General features: G+C 65.4%; 14 protein-coding genes and 2 pseudogenes. 10 read left to right on the top strand and 6 right to left on the bottom strand.

What is annotated here, in order from left to right; translation table 11 throughout:
- Window positions 1-22 precede the first annotated feature (22 nt).
- Both ASF28_RS19825 and ASF28_RS19820 read right to left on the bottom strand, forming a co-directional pair.
- Window positions 23-937: an ABC transporter permease gene (locus ASF28_RS19825; RefSeq protein WP_056096880.1), complete on the bottom strand. Its 915-nt coding sequence runs from the start codon at window positions 935-937 to the stop codon at window positions 23-25.
- Between the two features lie 76 nt (window positions 938-1,013).
- Window positions 1,014-2,540: an ABC transporter substrate-binding protein gene (locus ASF28_RS19820; RefSeq protein ID WP_157085673.1), complete on the bottom strand. Its 1,527-nt coding sequence runs from the start codon at window positions 2,538-2,540 to the stop codon at window positions 1,014-1,016.
- A gap of 156 nt (window positions 2,541-2,696) precedes the next feature.
- Here ASF28_RS19820 and ASF28_RS19815 point away from each other — a divergent pair, with 156 nt between their 5' ends.
- The gene (locus ASF28_RS19815; RefSeq protein ID WP_056096875.1) at window positions 2,697-3,605 is read left to right on the top strand and encodes a LysR family transcriptional regulator; all 909 of its coding nucleotides are present in this window, start codon (window positions 2,697-2,699) and stop codon (window positions 3,603-3,605) included.
- 2 nt (window positions 3,606-3,607) lie between these two features.
- On the opposite strand, the gene ASF28_RS19810 is transcribed toward ASF28_RS19815, so the two are convergent.
- On the bottom strand, window positions 3,608-4,618 hold the full coding sequence (locus tag ASF28_RS19810) for a 1-aminocyclopropane-1-carboxylate deaminase (protein WP_056097124.1): 1,011 nt from the start codon (window positions 4,616-4,618) through the stop codon (window positions 3,608-3,610).
- A gap of 156 nt (window positions 4,619-4,774) precedes the next feature.
- Here ASF28_RS19810 and ASF28_RS19805 point away from each other — a divergent pair, with 156 nt between their 5' ends.
- The 4 genes from ASF28_RS19805 to ASF28_RS19790 all read left to right on the top strand — a co-directional run bounded on the left by ASF28_RS19805 (window position 4,775) and on the right by ASF28_RS19790 (window position 7,157).
- Window positions 4,775-5,239, top strand: coding sequence for an Lrp/AsnC family transcriptional regulator (locus ASF28_RS19805; protein WP_056096873.1), 465 nt, complete (start codon window positions 4,775-4,777; stop codon window positions 5,237-5,239).
- A gap of 25 nt (window positions 5,240-5,264) precedes the next feature.
- Entirely contained in the window at window positions 5,265-6,545 is a 1,281-nt protein-coding gene (locus ASF28_RS19800; protein WP_056096870.1) for a D-serine ammonia-lyase, read from the top strand.
- Between the two features lie 50 nt (window positions 6,546-6,595).
- Window positions 6,596-6,820, top strand: coding sequence for a hypothetical protein (locus ASF28_RS19795; protein WP_056096867.1), 225 nt, complete (start codon window positions 6,596-6,598; stop codon window positions 6,818-6,820).
- A 103-nt stretch (window positions 6,821-6,923) separates the two neighbouring features.
- Window positions 6,924-7,157, top strand: coding sequence for a DUF2171 domain-containing protein (locus ASF28_RS19790; RefSeq protein ID WP_056096865.1), 234 nt, complete (start codon window positions 6,924-6,926; stop codon window positions 7,155-7,157).
- On the opposite strand, the gene ASF28_RS19785 is transcribed toward ASF28_RS19790, so the two are convergent.
- Together ASF28_RS19785 and ASF28_RS22060 are read right to left on the bottom strand one after the other, a co-directional pair.
- Window positions 7,158-9,527 (bottom strand): bifunctional diguanylate cyclase/phosphodiesterase, encoded by a 2,370-nt coding sequence (locus ASF28_RS19785; protein ID WP_056096862.1) that lies wholly within the window; start codon window positions 9,525-9,527, stop codon window positions 7,158-7,160. It abuts the gene before it with no gap.
- A gap of 246 nt (window positions 9,528-9,773) precedes the next feature.
- Window positions 9,774-10,078 (bottom strand): annotated as a pseudogene (locus ASF28_RS22060) (DUF4113 domain-containing protein); the annotation flags it as partial.
- Between the two features lie 126 nt (window positions 10,079-10,204).
- On the opposite strand from ASF28_RS22060, the pseudogene ASF28_RS19780 reads away from it, so the two are divergent.
- From ASF28_RS19780 to ASF28_RS19765, 5 genes and pseudogenes are all read left to right on the top strand, one after another.
- A pseudogene (locus tag ASF28_RS19780) lies at window positions 10,205-10,460 on the top strand (hypothetical protein).
- 92 nt (window positions 10,461-10,552) lie between these two features.
- Window positions 10,553-10,861 (top strand): hypothetical protein, encoded by a 309-nt coding sequence (locus ASF28_RS19775; RefSeq protein WP_056096859.1) that lies wholly within the window; start codon window positions 10,553-10,555, stop codon window positions 10,859-10,861.
- Between the two features lie 76 nt (window positions 10,862-10,937).
- Window positions 10,938-11,114, top strand: coding sequence for a ribosome modulation factor (gene rmf / locus ASF28_RS23630; RefSeq protein WP_274533143.1), 177 nt, complete (start codon window positions 10,938-10,940; stop codon window positions 11,112-11,114).
- Window positions 11,115-11,360: 246 nt separating this feature from the next.
- Window positions 11,361-11,645, top strand: a complete 285-nt coding sequence (locus tag ASF28_RS19770) for a hypothetical protein (protein ID WP_056096855.1) — start codon at window positions 11,361-11,363, stop codon at window positions 11,643-11,645.
- Between the two features lie 121 nt (window positions 11,646-11,766).
- A complete protein-coding gene (locus tag ASF28_RS19765; protein ID WP_056096852.1) occupies window positions 11,767-12,039 on the top strand; it encodes a hypothetical protein in 273 nt (90 codons plus the stop codon).
- 162 nt (window positions 12,040-12,201) lie between these two features.
- Here the strand turns inward: ASF28_RS19765 and ASF28_RS19760 are convergent, their stop codons facing one another.
- On the bottom strand, window positions 12,202-13,794 hold the full coding sequence (locus tag ASF28_RS19760; RefSeq protein ID WP_244475093.1) for an FAD-binding oxidoreductase: 1,593 nt from the start codon (window positions 13,792-13,794) through the stop codon (window positions 12,202-12,204).
- Window positions 13,795-14,071: the final 277 nt, after the last annotated feature.

Here is a 14,071-nt window from a genome sequence, read left to right as displayed (position 1 = left end):
GGAGCGGCGGCGGGCTGGCGGGTCATTGGCGCAGCCGGGGATCGAGGAAGGCGTTGAGGAGATCGGCGGCCAAGGTGAGGGCGATGTAGATCATGGCCAGGACCAGCACGATCGCCTGGACGACGGGGAAGTCGTTGCGGGCGATGGATTCCCAGGCGAGCTGGCCGAGCCCCTGGAGCGAGAACACCGCCTCAATGACGATGGAGCCGCCGAGCATGAAGCCGAACTGGACGGCGGCCAGGGCGATGACCGGAATCACGGCGTTGCGCAGGGCGTGCCGGATCAGGATCTTTCGCGGGGGCAGGCCCTTGGCCCGGGCGGTGCGGACGTAGTCGGAGGCCAGCACCTCCAGCATGCCGTTGCGGGTCAGGCGCATGACGGCCGGCATGGCGTAGTAGCCGAGCGCCACCGCCGGCAGGACGAAGTGCTTCCACGTCGTGTTGCCCGAGACCGGCAGCCAGCGCAGGTTCACCGAGAAGACCATGATCAGGGTCAGGCCGAACCAGAAGCTCGGCATGGCCTGCCCCAGCACGGAGACCGACAGGGCGGCCCGGTCGATCCAGGTGCCGCGCTTGACCGCCGCCAGGACGCCCAGCGGGATCGCCACGAACAGGGCGATGGCCAGCGCCACGACGCCGAGCAGAAGGGTGATCGGCATGCGGGAGGCGAGCAACTCGACTACGCTCTCCCGGAAGTAGAAGGAGTTCCCGAAATCGAGGCGGATCGCGCGGGCCGCCCAGGCGACGAACTGGGCCAGGATCGGCTGGTTCAGCCCGTGCTGGACCCGGATCGCCTCAACCTGCGCGGCGGTGGCCTCAGGTCCGGCGATGGCGGCGGCGAGGTCGCCGGAGAGGTGGAGCAGCATGAAGCTTGCCACCGAGACGGTGATGGCCACCGCGATGGCGACGATGACCCGTTGCAGCATGAACCTGAGCATGGGCCGGCTCCTCCGGTCGGTGGGGGTGTGCTTCCCTGTCCCGCGGCGGCCCGACGCCGCCGCGGAAGCGCGAAGACTACTTCCAGCTGGCGGCGTAGAAGCGCGGCAACTCGTCGGGCTGCGCCGTGAAGGCGAGGTCCTGGGTGAAGGCGTAGTTCGTCGAGTACGAGAACATCGGCAGGATGTACGCCTGGGCCGCGATGCGCTTGAGCGCCTCGGCGTACTTCGCCTTGCGTACGGCCGGATCGACGGCGCCGTCGCCGGCTTGCAGGGCCGCGATGGTCTCGGGGTCCTTGGTCAAGTCCTCGTCGCCGCCCTTGAGGTAGACGCCGGTGAAGGCCGAGACGTCGAGGACCGAGAACGAGCCCCAGGTCTGGAAGGCGATGGAGACCTTGCCGCCCCGGATGAGATCGCGCAGCGCGGCGTAGCGCAGGTAGTTGAGACGGGCGGTGATGCCTACGGCGCGCAAGTAGCCGATCACGGCCTCCGCGTAGTCCCGCTCGCGATAGGCGCCGAGATCGATCTCGAAGCCGTTGGGATAGCCGGCCTCCTTGAGGAGCGCCTTGGCTTTCGCCGGATCGTAGGCATAGCGCGTCACGCCCTCGTCGGTGCAGCCGAACTGGTCGATGAAGCAGGCCGCGTTCATCACCCGGCTTCCGCCGCGCACGAGGTTGTCGACCATCGCCTTGCGGTCGATGGCGTAGGAGATCGCTTGGCGGACGCGGGGGTCCTTCAGGGGCGAGTTCTCCTTGGCCCGGCCGAGCGTGTCGAACTGCAGGAAGCCAACCCGCATGGTCTCGGCGCTGAGGACCGAGACGTTGGGGGCGCCCTTCAGCTGATCGGCTTGGTCGCTCGGCACACGCCAGATCCAGTCGATGCCGCCGGTGACGAGTTCGGCCATGCGGCTGTCGGCATCGGGAATGACGCGGAATTCGAGCTTGCCGATCTTTGGCATTCCGATGGGGCTGCCGGGCCAGTACTTGGCGAAACGCTCCATCTTCACGCCGCGGCCGTTATCGACGGCGGTGATGCGATAGGGACCGGTGCCGACGGGGGCCTTGGCGAAACCATCGAGTCCCACCTTCTTGAAGTAGGCGCCGGGGAAGATTGGTGTTGGGCCGGCGAGGTATTCGAGCGCCGCCGGGAAGGCCGTCTTCAGGTGGATGCGGACGGTCCGAGCGTCTACCACCTCCGTCGACTTCATCCAGTCGACATTCTGCTTAGTCACCGTGCGGGCCTCGGGCGTCAGCACGTAGTTGAAGGTGAAAGCCACGTCCTCAGGGCCGAACGCGTCGCCGTTGTGGAAGGTCACGCCCTCGCGCAGGGTTAGTTCGAGGGTGGTCGGGTCGACCCACTTCCAAGCGGTGGCGAGCATCGGCTGGTACGCGCCCGTCTTCGGGTCGCGGTAGAGCAGGGTGTCCCAAACGTTGCGGGCCAGGATGACACCCTCGCGGGCACTGTTGTGATACGGGCTGACGTTCTCCGGCTCGGTGTCCGACGCATAGACCAGGGTGTCGGTGGACTTGCCGGCGACCGCCGGAAAGGTTGTGGCGCCGAACAGGAGAGCGAGGGCCGCGCCCACCGCTGAGGTGTGTCTCGCCATGTCCCGATGTCCTTCACGCTGCGCGGCCCATCGCCCGAACCCGGCGCGATTCCCGGTGCCACTTATTTCGTCGTGTCATGATGTTGTGCATTTTGCATCGCAACAAGTAGAATTTGGCGATGGATGCCGTGCCGTTTCGGCAAGGGAGATCGTACAATGCAGACGGCAGCCCTGCGCTACTTCCTGGCGGTTGCCCATACAGGATCGATCGCGGCAGCTTCGAGCCAGCTCAACGTCGCCGCGTCCGCGATCAGTCGACAGATCGCCAATCTCGAGGCCGAACTCGGCTGCGTGCTGTTCGAACGGCGCCCGCGCGGCATGGTCCCAAGTCCCGCCGGAGAGTTGCTGGCCGAGCATGCCCGACAGACCGTCCTGCGTGCCGAGCAGGTGGCGGCCGAGATCCAGGAGCTGCAGGGCCTCGCGCGCGGCTTCATCCGCGTAGCGACCTCCGAAGGCTTCGCCCTCGATTTGCTGCCAAACGCCATCGCGGAGTTCCACGCGCTCTACCCCGGCATCCGGTTCGAGTTGCAGATGCTGCCGCCGGCCCAGGTCACGCAGACCGTGGCGGCGGGCGACGCCGATATCGGCCTCACCTTCTGCCTGTCGCCGACCTCCCTCGTCCGCGTTGTCTACGACAACGTCGTCGCGATGATCGCGCTCTGCGTCCCGGATCATCCCCTGGCGGGGCGCGCCGCTATCCAGATCGCCGATCTGCGGACCTATCCCATCGCGGTGCCGACCCTGGACACGACCGCCCGTCAGGTCTTCGACGCGGCCTGCCTCGCCGAGGGCATCGTCATTGAGCCGACGCTGACGGCCAACATCCTCTCCGCGCTTCTCCCGTTCGTGCGCCGCACGAAGGGCCTCGCACTGATGTCGGCGCTCTCGGTCCAGACGCCGATCCGGCTCGGTGAGCTCGTGAGCATCCCCGTGCGGTCGCGGGTGAGCTTGATGCGGGGCATCCAAGTTCAGGTGATGCGGGAGCGCAAGCTCCCGCACGCGGTCCAGGCCTTCCTCCGGCAGCTCATCGCAGCCCTGCCGCCGGCGGCTGCCGACGGCGGATGACATCAGCCGTTGCGGAAGGTGTAGCTGTAGCCGTTGAGCGCCGGGGCGCCGCCGAGATGGGCGTAGAGCACCTTCGAGCCCTTGGGGAAGAAGCCCTTCTTCACAAGGTCGATCATGCCCTGCATGGACTTCCCCTCGTAGACGGGGTCCGTAATCATGGCCTCCAGACGGGCCGACAGGCGGATCGCCTCGATGGTTTCTTTCGAGGGCACGCCGTAGACCGGATAGGCGTAATCCTCATTGAGCACCACGTCGTCGGCGACGATCTCGGGGGCCCCGATGAGGGCCGCCGTCTTTTGGGCGATGTCGAGCACCTGCGCCTTGGTCTGGGCCGGCGTGAAGGACGCGTCGATGCCGATGACGTTGCGGGCGCGCCCGTCTGCAGCAAAGCCCACCACCATGCCGGCATGGGTCGAGCCGGTGACGGTGCAGACGACGATGTAGTCGAAGTGCAGGCCCATTTCGGTCTCCTGCACGCGCACCTCCTCGGCAAAGCCAACGTAGCCGAGGCCGCCGAACTTGTGCACCGAGGCGCCCGCTGGAATCGCGTAGGGCTTGCCGCCCTTGGCCTTCACGTCCTCCAGCGCCGCCGTCCAGCTTTCGCGAATGCCGATGTCGAAGCCGTCGTCCACGAGCTGCGTCTCGGCCCCCATGATCCGCGATAGGAGGATGTTGCCCACGCGGTCGTAGACGGCGTCCTCGTGCGGCACCCAGGCCTCCTGGATCAGCCGGCACTTCATGCCGATCTTGGCCGCCACCGCCGCGACCATGCGGGTGTGGTTCGACTGGACGCCACCGATGGAGACCAGGGTGTCGGCCTCGCTCGCGATGGCATCGGGCACGATGTATTCGAGCTTGCGCAGCTTGTTGCCGCCATAGGCAAGGCCGGAATTGCAATCCTCGCGCTTGGCGTAGATCTCGACATCGCCACCGAGATGGTCGGTGAGGCGCGAAAGCTTCTCGATGGGGCTCGGGCCGAAGGTCAGGGGGTAGCGCTCGAAGTTCGACAGCATGGGTGCGGTGCCCTTCTTGGTCAGCACGGAAAAGCTAGCAAAGGAGCTGCGGAAAGTGCTCTCGAAATGCACGCCTGTTTCTTGCGTTCTGCGAAGCTTGGCACCGGCGATCGCAGGATCGTTGCGTGATCGACCGCTGAAACGGAAGAATCGTTCATGAGCGCTGTGTTGGACCGGATGGACCTGAAGATTCTCCGCCTGCTCCAGGCGGACGGGCGCATGGGCAATGCCGAGATCGCCAAGCGAGTGAACACCAGCGCGGCCACCTGTCATCGGCGCATCCAGCGCCTGTTCGACGAGGGCTACGTCCGGGGGGTCCGGGCGCTGATCTCACCCGAGAAGGTTGGCCGCGGCTCCCTCGTGATGGTTGGCGTGGTGCTGGACCGCTCGACCCCCGAGAGCTTCGCCGCCTTCGAAGCCGCGGCCCGCGCCATGCCAATGGTGCTCGACTGCCACCTCGTCGCCGGTGATTTCGACTACTTCCTCAAGATCCGCGTCTCCGATATGGCGGATTTCAACCGGCTTCACAGCGCGACGCTGATCGCCCTGCCGGGCGTGCGCCAGACCCGGACCTTCTTCGTCATGAAGGAAGTGGTCGACAATGCGCCGATCGATCTCTGATTCCCGGCACAGGACACCCAACCGCATGACCACCGACGGCGCGGCACCGGCCTTCTCCAGCGAAATTCCCGGGGCCGTGCGGGAAGGCCGGCCCACCGTCTGGCGCAATCCGCGCCTCGGCCGCGCGGCCGATATCCTGCCGGGGCTGGCCTATGGTCTCGCCGAGGTGGAGGCGGCGCAAACGCGCTGGCGCCGGTTCGCTCCCCTGCTCGCCCAGCTGTTTCCCGAACTCGCGACCGGGCGGATTGACTCGCCCCTCGTGCCGCTCTCCGCCGACATGGCCGCCCTAGTGTCGGGACGCCCGGGAGCCCCGGTCTTGGTCAAGGCCGACCACGATCTGCCGATCACCGGCTGCATCAAGGCGCGAGGCGGCGTCTACGAGGTTCTGGTCCATGCCGAGCGGCTCGGCCTCGCGGCGGGCTGGCTGCCCCCCGGGCAATCTTACGCGCGCCTCGCCGAGCCGGATGTCCGCGCGGCGCTCGGCGCCCATACGGTGGCGGTGGGAAGCACAGGGAACCTCGGGTTCAGCGTCGGGGTGATCGCGCGGGCCCTCGGCTTCCAGGTCGAGGTGCATATGTCCCACGATGCCAAAGCCTGGAAGAAGCGGCGCCTGCGCGACCTCGGCGCCCGGGTGGTGGAGCATGCGGGCGATTACGGCAGCGCCGTCGCCGCCGCGCGGATGGCTTTCGACGGCCGGGCCGACGCTCACTTCGTCGATGACGAGAGTTCGGTGGACCTGTTCCTGGGCTACGCGGCGGCGGCCTACGACTTGCAGCGTCAGCTCGCCGCGGCCGGCAAGACGGTGGACGAGGCCCATCCGCTGTGCGTCTACCTCCCCTGTGGCGTCGGCGGTGCCCCCGGCGGCGTCACCCTCGGCCTGAAGCTGCTCTTCGGCGACGCCGTGCGCTGCGTCTTCGCCGAGCCTGTCGCCGCGCCCTGCATGCTGGTGCAGCTCGCCGCGGGCCTGGAGCGGCCGGTGAGCGTCTACGAGGTTGGCCTCGACAACCGCACCGCCGCGGACGGATTGGCCGTGGCCACCGCCTCCATGCTCGTGGCTGGCACCGTCGGGGCCCTCGTCGAGGCCGTGGTGACGGTGAGCGACGCCGACCTGTTCGCCTGGCTGCGCGTCCTCTGGGACCGGGCGGCCTTACGCCTCGAACCGTCGGCGGCGGCGGCCTTCGCGGCCGTGGGACCGGCCTGTGCAGTCCTACCGGACATCGCCCACGCGACGCATGTCGTCTGGACCACCGGCGGGGCCCTGTTGCCGGAGGCGGAGTTCCAGGCCGCCCTGGCACGGGCGGCCTGAGACCGGCCGCCGGCCGTCAGTCCGATCGGCGCAGCACGATTCGCGACACCATGTCCTTGGTGTCTCATAACGGGCGTCCACGCGAAGAGGAGCGGTTCGCCGAGCGTCCTGAGGCGGGCCTGATCCGCGCTGACTTCTGTGGCGGCATCGTCACGTCGGGCGACAAGGTCTCAGCGGTGACCGCCGCCCGGATCGCGTTCACGAACACGGCCCATTATCGCGACAAGCCCGGCCGGCCGACGGGTGCCGTGCCGATCTGGCTGTTCGGGCGGTAGGCCCTGTCCGGCCGGACGGCCAACCGAAGGCCTGTGGGGCCCGGTGCGCCCCAGGAACACCGCGCGTCCCCTCCCGTTGTGATCGAAACAGGGAGTGAAATCGATGATCGATGCAGCGCAGATCAAGGAACACGCGAACGTGGTCGGATCGGACGGCGAGCATGTCGGCACCGTGGACCATGTCGACAACGGTGAGATCAAGCTGACGAAGAAGGACTCCGCTGCCGGAGGACTACACCATTTCATCCCGGTGGATTTCGTTCAGTCGATCGAGGGAGATACCGTAAAGCTCGACCGGCCCGCCGAAGAAGTGAAGCGAGAATGGTCCACGTCTTGATCAGGCCGCCTCCGCCAGCCCGCCAACCCGCGGCGAGATTCCGCGGGCTGGCGGGGCGGGCCGGCCGATGAGATAGCCCTGGACGGCATCGCAGCCGATCTCCCGCAGGAGGGCGAGCTGATCTGCGCTTTCTACCCCTTCGGCCAGGGTGGGAATCGCCATATCGCGGCCCATCTGCGTGACCGCTTTGATCACGGCAAGGGACTGCTTGTCGTGCAGGGCTGCGGCGACGAAACTTCGATCGATCTTGATGCGGTCGAGGGGGAGATCGCGCAGGTGGGCGAGTGACGAGTAGCCGGTCCCGAAATCGTCCATCGCGATCCGGATCCCGAGTTGCCGGAGCGCAGCCAGGGTATGGGCGATCTGGCGCCCGTCCTCGACCAGAGCCGTCTCGGTGAGTTCGAGTTCGAGGCGTTTGGGCGAAAGGCCGCTTTGCGCGAGCGCGCCCACCACATGGGAAATCAGCGAGGGTGAACGAAGCTGCACCGCCGACACGTTGACCGCGAGGTGCTGCTCCGCAGGCCAGCCAGCGGCCTCCCGGCAGGCTTCCTCCAGCACCCATTTGCCGATCTGAACGATCAGTCCGTTTTCCTCCGCCAGCGGAATGAAGTCGACCGGTGAGATCGCCCCACGCTCCGGATGCGTCCACCGAATCAAGGCTTCGAAGGATACCACCCGGTCGCTCGCAAGGGCGAGGATCGGCTGATAGACCAGGTGAAACTGGCGCGCCGCGAGGGCGTGGCGCAGGTCGTTTTCGAGATGACCGCGGGCAGCGATCGCTTCGATCATTCCGACCTCGTAACTGACCGCCTGTCCACGCCCCCGCCGCTTGGCCTCGTATAGGGCGATATCCGCACGCTGCATGAGATCGTCGGGGCCGGTGCTGTCATAGCTGCAGCATACGCCGACGCTGCAGCCAATGACCGTCGTCACCTCGCCGAGCATGTAGGGAGCTTCGATCTCCGCTACGATCCTCTCGGCGAGCGCCTTCCCCGCCGCCGCGTCGCCCAGCATGAGGATCGCGAGTTCGTCACCGCCATGCCGTGCGATCAGCCCATGGTCGCCGAGACCGCGCAGGCGCGCCGCTACCGCCACAAGGAGCTTGTCTCCCACCGCATGCCCGAACGTGTCATTGACGGATTTGAACCTGTCGAGGTCGATGAGAAGCAAGGTCGATAACCTGGCGCCAAGATGATCGGCCAGCATCCGCTCGCTCAGCGAACGCCGATTGGCCAGTCCGGTCAGGGGATCGTGATATGCGAGATGGGAGATTTCCTCCTGCGCCTCCCTATCCCGGGTCACGTCGTCGTAGGTGAGGACAGCCCCATCCTCCACGGGCTGGCAGGCAATCGACAGAATGCGTCCGTTGTCGAACTGATGCTCGATGCGCGTCTCGGTGCTCTTTCCCATCCAGAGCCAGTGATTATGCACCACCCGGGCGACGCGGGCGCCATCCCACCCGTTGGCTCGGCCGGTCGCTGCCAGGAAATCGTCGAGGCGCATGCCGACAAAGAGGCTGTCCGGCGTGAGCCCGAGCATGGCGCAGAGGCGGGTGTTGTACAACTGCACCGTTCCGCCCGACGAGATCTTCAGGATGCCGTTCGACATGTTCTGCAGCGCCGTGGCCAGGACGCGCAGGTGAGCCGTTTCCTGAGCCTCGAACCGTCGCGTCGCGGCGAGGGCAACGACGGCGCCGAACATGAGGATCGCCGCGCCTCCTGCGGTCAGGATGCTGAGGGCTACCTGGATGTTCGATCCGTGCTCGCCTGCGGGCTGTCCCTCAATCAACGTCCCAGCCAGGGACGTGAAATGCGCGCCGCACACGGCCACCACGATGAGCGGACAGGCGACAAGATAATCGTACGGGTTGCGCAGGCGGGGCAGGCCGCGCATCAGGCCCATGAAGGCAGCGCCCACGAGGCAGGCCAGGGCATTGGGGACGAGCGACTGGAGCTGGGTGCAGCCCTCTATGGCCGCCATACCGGTGATGTGCATCAGCCCGATGCCGGCCCCCGAGGCTGCCCCGAGGAGCGTCCGGGCCCAGGCATGCGCAGGCAGAGCCGAAAGCGCGAACGGGACACCAACAGCTAGGATGGCGATCAGCGCCGAGGCGAGAGTGACACCGTGATTGTAGCTGAGGATGATGTCGGTGCGGTACCCTAGCATCGCCAGGAAGTGGGTCGTCCAAACCCCAAGGCCGGCTGCGAGGGCCGCGCCACCGAGCCGCCACCAATGGCCACGACCGTTCTTGTCCTCTGCCCGGCGAAGGAGGTGCACCATCAGCACTGCGCTGAGGCCACAGATGGTAGCGGCAGCCAGAACGAAGCCGACCGCTTGGCTTTCCAGAAGGGTGATGATCGTTAGCAGCATGCTGCTTCATGATACCGGAAACGTATGCTTTTCCTCAAAAATCAAAGTTAAGTAATAGATACCATCATGCAATTAGCGAGGCGATCATAGATTTCACGCCTTAGATACGTCGACTTATTGCCGCACGAAACGGTGGACACGGCAAGCGTTGCATTATTCGGGCGGATGCGAATGCATCTTAGATGCGAATTATTCTACCTGCGACGTATACCTGCGGCCAAATCGCCGATGCCTCTTCGCTCGCGTTCACGCATGCGCCGTTGGCAACTCGGACATCTGCCTCGTGTAGCGTGGCGAGCGCATCTCGAACTTCGTCGACCACGTCCGCCTCTCGGTGAGCCCGGCGCGGGCCGGCACAACGGTCCCCGACCGAACCGGCTGTTGCACACGTCCATCGCCGCCATGAGTGGGCCGCTGCGCTCGCGGTCGAGCCGCCTGATCAGCGCGCGCGGCAAGGCCACCAGGGGCATCAGGTCCGTGGTGATGATGCCAGCCTTGTTGTAGCGCCACAGCCGATCGCCTAGTGCCTCGCGCCACGTCCTGGCGACGCCGAGCGGATCGATTGGTCGGCCTGGCACGTCGAGGTCTACGACGAGAAAGGCCGCGCCGTGCTGGCGAAGGCCTTCACCGACGTTCGGTATGACCGCCGGGCCGGCCGTGACTGAATGGCAGCGATCATGGCGATGATGACCACGTTCCTCGTGCAGACATTCGTGATCGAGTGGAATCGGCTGGTGCCCGGCGACCGAGAGGTTTTCCCCCACCGAAAACAGCCCCTTGAAGAAAGCCCAGGCTATGGCCGGCCGAATGCCGGGGACGGCCGCGATCAAGGTCGTAGCAGACGACGAAACTGGCGAATTGGAGGCCGCGACGATCCTGGGGCAGTTCGGCGAGGTGCCGGAAGATTTCGCGGAGAGCCTGCAGGGCGGTTGATGCGAACCGCTGGGGCGACGGATTTAGTGCTATGAAAGACGCAGAAGGCTCCTTGAGAAGTGCTGGGCACCAACGGGTGGAGACGGGATACAATGACTGACGAGCTGCCGCCGCCGGCGACAGCCCTGTCTGCGCCCCCGGAGCGTCTCGTCGAGGTGTCGCGCCTGGCGACGCTCCTCGCCGAACAGGTGCTGGATGCTCAGATCATGAAGCTGCCGGTTCCTGATGACCACATCCGTGTCCTCCTCGACGCCGGCCTACTGCTGAGGGAGTACGGCATCGAGCTGCCGTCCCTGCTTGGACAGATCATGCTGGCGGCCGAGGGACCCAAGATGGAAGTCGCGGCCGAGCCATGGAGGCTGGCTCAGGTGCTCCGGCCGTTCCAAAGAACGAACGGGTGAGAATGCTTCTTATGCCGCGGGATCGTGTTTCATTTCAGGGCAGTTGACCTGCGCATTTGAAAGCGGAGTCACCGTCATGGCCCAGACCCGTCATTCCCACCCAGATCCCATTGAAGAGGGCGCACAGGCCCATATCCACGGTCGGCCGAAAGACGCCTGCCCCTACCCGCGCGATAGTGAGGAACGCGCGTCCTGGATGGAGGGCTACGACGGTACACCTCGGGATGATGGCCCAGACCCCCGTTTGGGATGAGCAATACCCTAAACCGGGAGAGAACCCTGATAACCAGGATCACGGAAGCCCAGGCCGCCCGGCACCCTGATGCAGTCGCAGGCAAAGCCGCCCTTGAAGCTCGATTGGAACGGCTATCTCCCGCTAATAGAACAGCGTTCTATAGGGCAATAAAGCTCTATTTTGCCTCAGGCTGCTCTTCAGGGTTTGGCGAGCATCGCCTCGAGTGATGAGAGTGAGCTACGTTGGGGGATAGAGGAAGCACCCATGCCAGACACCCCAGAAGCAGACCAGATCGCCCGCGACATCGCTGAGAACGTTTATGCCGCCTACGCACATCAAGCGACCTCGGCGATCCACCCCAGCAACGAGCAGGTGATCCTGACCCGCCTTGCAGAAGCAATTCGGCCGGCGATTGGTGGATCAACCGAGGACATCGTGGCGGCATCAAATACCGTTCTCGACGATTGGGAGACCAACAACCCCGACGTGCGCGGCCCGCGCGTAGTCACAGTGATGCCGGCTGACCGCTCCGTCTCCATGGGGTTTTGATCGCTGTTACCCAACTGACACACCGCAGATCGAACGATCGATGACACGGACAAGCTGCCACACTCTGCCCTAAGGCGTCCCACAGGCTCTCTTCCATCGAGTCGGAAGGGCGGATCCCAAGATGAGCGTTAATGAGCAGGCTGGGCGGGTCGTAGCGTTTCCTGCCCGAGTTTCGGCGGCTGTCGCCAATGAGGACACCGCCTCGATCATCGCGGTGCTTCAGGAGCAACTCACCCTGGCACGCGAAAGCAAGCTGCGCTCCGTGGCTATCGTGTCCGTTTCGGCTGACGGCGAAGCGATCGGCACGCAATGGTCATGCAAGGGCGCCGACATCACCGGCTTGATCGGGAAGCTAACGGTACTGACGCATGACATGATGGCGGCTCGGAAGTAGCCCTATCGTCGGCAGCGCTCACTACTATCGTTGACCAGGTCGACGACGCCAGCCGCTAGGTTGAGGTCGAAACGACCGGCCTTACTTGGCTGTTAAGTCTGCCCCAGGAGGCTGAAGTGCGAGCAGCTTTCCCTCGGGATCGACCAGACCCTGTTCCGTCTCTCAAGTGAGGGCGCCGGCATTCATTAGTCCGTCCGGATCAAGGCTGTGCTTCAAGGCAGCGATAAGGTCTAGGCGGGTCGGATCGGAGTAGCGGCGCAGCAGATCGCGCTTAAATCGGCCAATTCCGTATTCGGCGCTGAAGCTGCCGCCAAGGTCGATCGCTACGGCGTAGAGGTCGTGGGCAATGCCGGCCTCGACCTCGCGGGTGAAGGTGAGCCGGTCTTGCCCCTCGGGCACCACCAGATTGTAGTGAATGTTGCCGTCGCCGACGTGGCCGTAGAACGACAGCCGCACGCCGGGCAGCTGCTGGCTAACGATTGCGCCACCGCGCGTGAGGAATTTGTCCAGCGACGAGATCGGCACGGAGATGTCGTGCTTGACCGATCCGCCGGCGTGCTTCTCGCCCTCCGGAATGGTCTCGCGCACGGCCCACATCGCCCGGCGCTGACCCTCGGATTGGGCGAGCGCCGCATCTGTAATCCAGCCGCGCTCCATTAGCGCTTCGAGGGAGGCCATTAAGACGTCGTCGAGGGGAATATGCGCTGAGGAGGCCGAGAGCTCGAGCAACACCGCGCCACCAGGACCTGTGGCAAGGCCGATCTCGGCCCCTCGCATCGCGGAAACGAGGCCGAGCGACGTAGCCGAGATGAGTTCGAAGGTGGAGATCAGGTCGGAGGTCTCCCGGCGCATCAAGGCGGCGATCTCCGGAAGCGGCGCGTCGGCGGCAAGTTGCAGCCAAGCAGTGGCTCGATGGCTCTGAGCCGGCCACAGCTTGAGCACCACACCGGTGACGATGCCCAGGGTGCCTTCGGCGCCAATGAACATCTGCTTTAGGTCGTAGCCGATGTTGTTCTTGCGCAGGGCGCACATATCGGAGAACAGCCTGCCGTCGGGCAAAACCACCTCAATCCCAAGTACGAGGTCGCGGGTCATACCGTAGCGCAGCACCTGCAAGCCGCCGGCGTTGGTGCCGAGGTTACCGCCCAGGCGACAGCTGCCTTCGGAGCCTAGGCTGAGGGGCAGAAGCAGGTCGTGCCGGGACGCCGCCGCCTGGGCGTCGGCCAGAACGATTCCTGCGTCGCAAGCCAGGGAGAAATTCAGCGGGTCAACTGCGCGGACCTTGGTCATCCGCTCCAAGCTGACTACCAGCTGTCGACAGCCGGCCTCCGGGGTCGCGCCTCCGACATAGCCGGTGTTGCCGCCCTGGGGCACAATGCCGAACCCTTGGTTCCGGGCAAGGCGAACCAGCTCCTGAACCTCATCCACTGAGCGCGGGCGCAGGACGGCTGGGGTCTCACCCTGCATCAGCTCGCGGTGATCCAAGGTGTAGCGCGCGGTCATGTCAGGGGCGGTGAGCACGCCACCATCGCCGAGGAGGGCCGTGAACGGCGTGAGGGAATCAGAGATCGCCATTGATGGGACGCTCGTACGAAACGGGCCGGAGGGAATCCGAACAATGTCGCGCCATACTGTCGATGGAAAGATGCAAACGGCCTTTCCGCCAAGGCCTACCAACGAGAAGGCGACGATATTGGGCTTGAACTGAACCTGCGGATCAACAGCCTGTGCCTTGATTGCCTCGAAGGCAAACATCACACGTTCGAATCGTGTCGGAGGCGAGGCAGCTCAGAGAGAGTTTCTGTCCGGCGTGCCCGGGTCCGTCGCTCGCTGCTTCCCCTTGGCGGTTACGGACGGGCTTGGCGGCGCCGTGGCGGGCCGTCCGCTGCGTCTGCGGGTGACGAACCGGCCGAAACAGCGCGGCGCCTAACGCTTGTCGGCACCATGCACCGGGGCGTTTTCCAAACCCCGCGCTGGTTGGCTACCGCCGGTCAGTTGGTCGAATGGTCACCATGCGGTTCGCACCCTATCG

Origin of the sequence: Methylobacterium sp. Leaf99, from assembly GCF_001422375.1 — a bacterium.
Taxonomy (GTDB): Bacteria; Pseudomonadota; Alphaproteobacteria; order Rhizobiales; family Beijerinckiaceae; genus Methylobacterium.
This window is presented reverse-complemented; position numbering and strand designations above follow the sequence as displayed.

Excerpts from the sequence above, each read along its gene's own strand:
- ASF28_RS19800 (WP_056096870.1), top strand. The coding sequence starts at position 5,265 with ATGACCACCGACGGCGCGGCACCGGCCTTCTCCAGCGAAATTCCCGGG.
- ASF28_RS19765 (WP_056096852.1), top strand. The coding sequence starts at position 11,767 with ATGAGCGTTAATGAGCAGGCTGGGCGGGTCGTAGCGTTTCCTGCCCGA.
- ASF28_RS19790 (WP_056096865.1), top strand. The coding sequence starts at position 6,924 with ATGATCGATGCAGCGCAGATCAAGGAACACGCGAACGTGGTCGGATCG.
- ASF28_RS19795 (WP_056096867.1), top strand. The coding sequence starts at position 6,596 with ATGTCCTTGGTGTCTCATAACGGGCGTCCACGCGAAGAGGAGCGGTTC.
- ASF28_RS19815 (WP_056096875.1), top strand. The coding sequence starts at position 2,697 with ATGCAGACGGCAGCCCTGCGCTACTTCCTGGCGGTTGCCCATACAGGA.
- ASF28_RS19820 (WP_157085673.1), bottom strand. The coding sequence starts at position 2,540 with ATGGCGAGACACACCTCAGCGGTGGGCGCGGCCCTCGCTCTCCTGTTC.
- ASF28_RS19825 (WP_056096880.1), bottom strand. The coding sequence starts at position 937 with ATGCTCAGGTTCATGCTGCAACGGGTCATCGTCGCCATCGCGGTGGCC.
- ASF28_RS19770 (WP_056096855.1), top strand. The coding sequence starts at position 11,361 with ATGCCAGACACCCCAGAAGCAGACCAGATCGCCCGCGACATCGCTGAG.
- ASF28_RS19760 (WP_244475093.1), bottom strand. The coding sequence starts at position 13,794 with ATGTTTGCCTTCGAGGCAATCAAGGCACAGGCTGTTGATCCGCAGGTT.
- rmf (WP_274533143.1), top strand. The coding sequence starts at position 10,938 with ATGGCCCAGACCCGTCATTCCCACCCAGATCCCATTGAAGAGGGCGCA.
- ASF28_RS19810 (WP_056097124.1), bottom strand. The coding sequence starts at position 4,618 with ATGCTGTCGAACTTCGAGCGCTACCCCCTGACCTTCGGCCCGAGCCCC.
- ASF28_RS19785 (WP_056096862.1), bottom strand. The coding sequence starts at position 9,527 with ATGCTGCTAACGATCATCACCCTTCTGGAAAGCCAAGCGGTCGGCTTC.
- ASF28_RS19805 (WP_056096873.1), top strand. The coding sequence starts at position 4,775 with ATGAGCGCTGTGTTGGACCGGATGGACCTGAAGATTCTCCGCCTGCTC.
- ASF28_RS19775 (WP_056096859.1), top strand. The coding sequence starts at position 10,553 with ATGACTGACGAGCTGCCGCCGCCGGCGACAGCCCTGTCTGCGCCCCCG.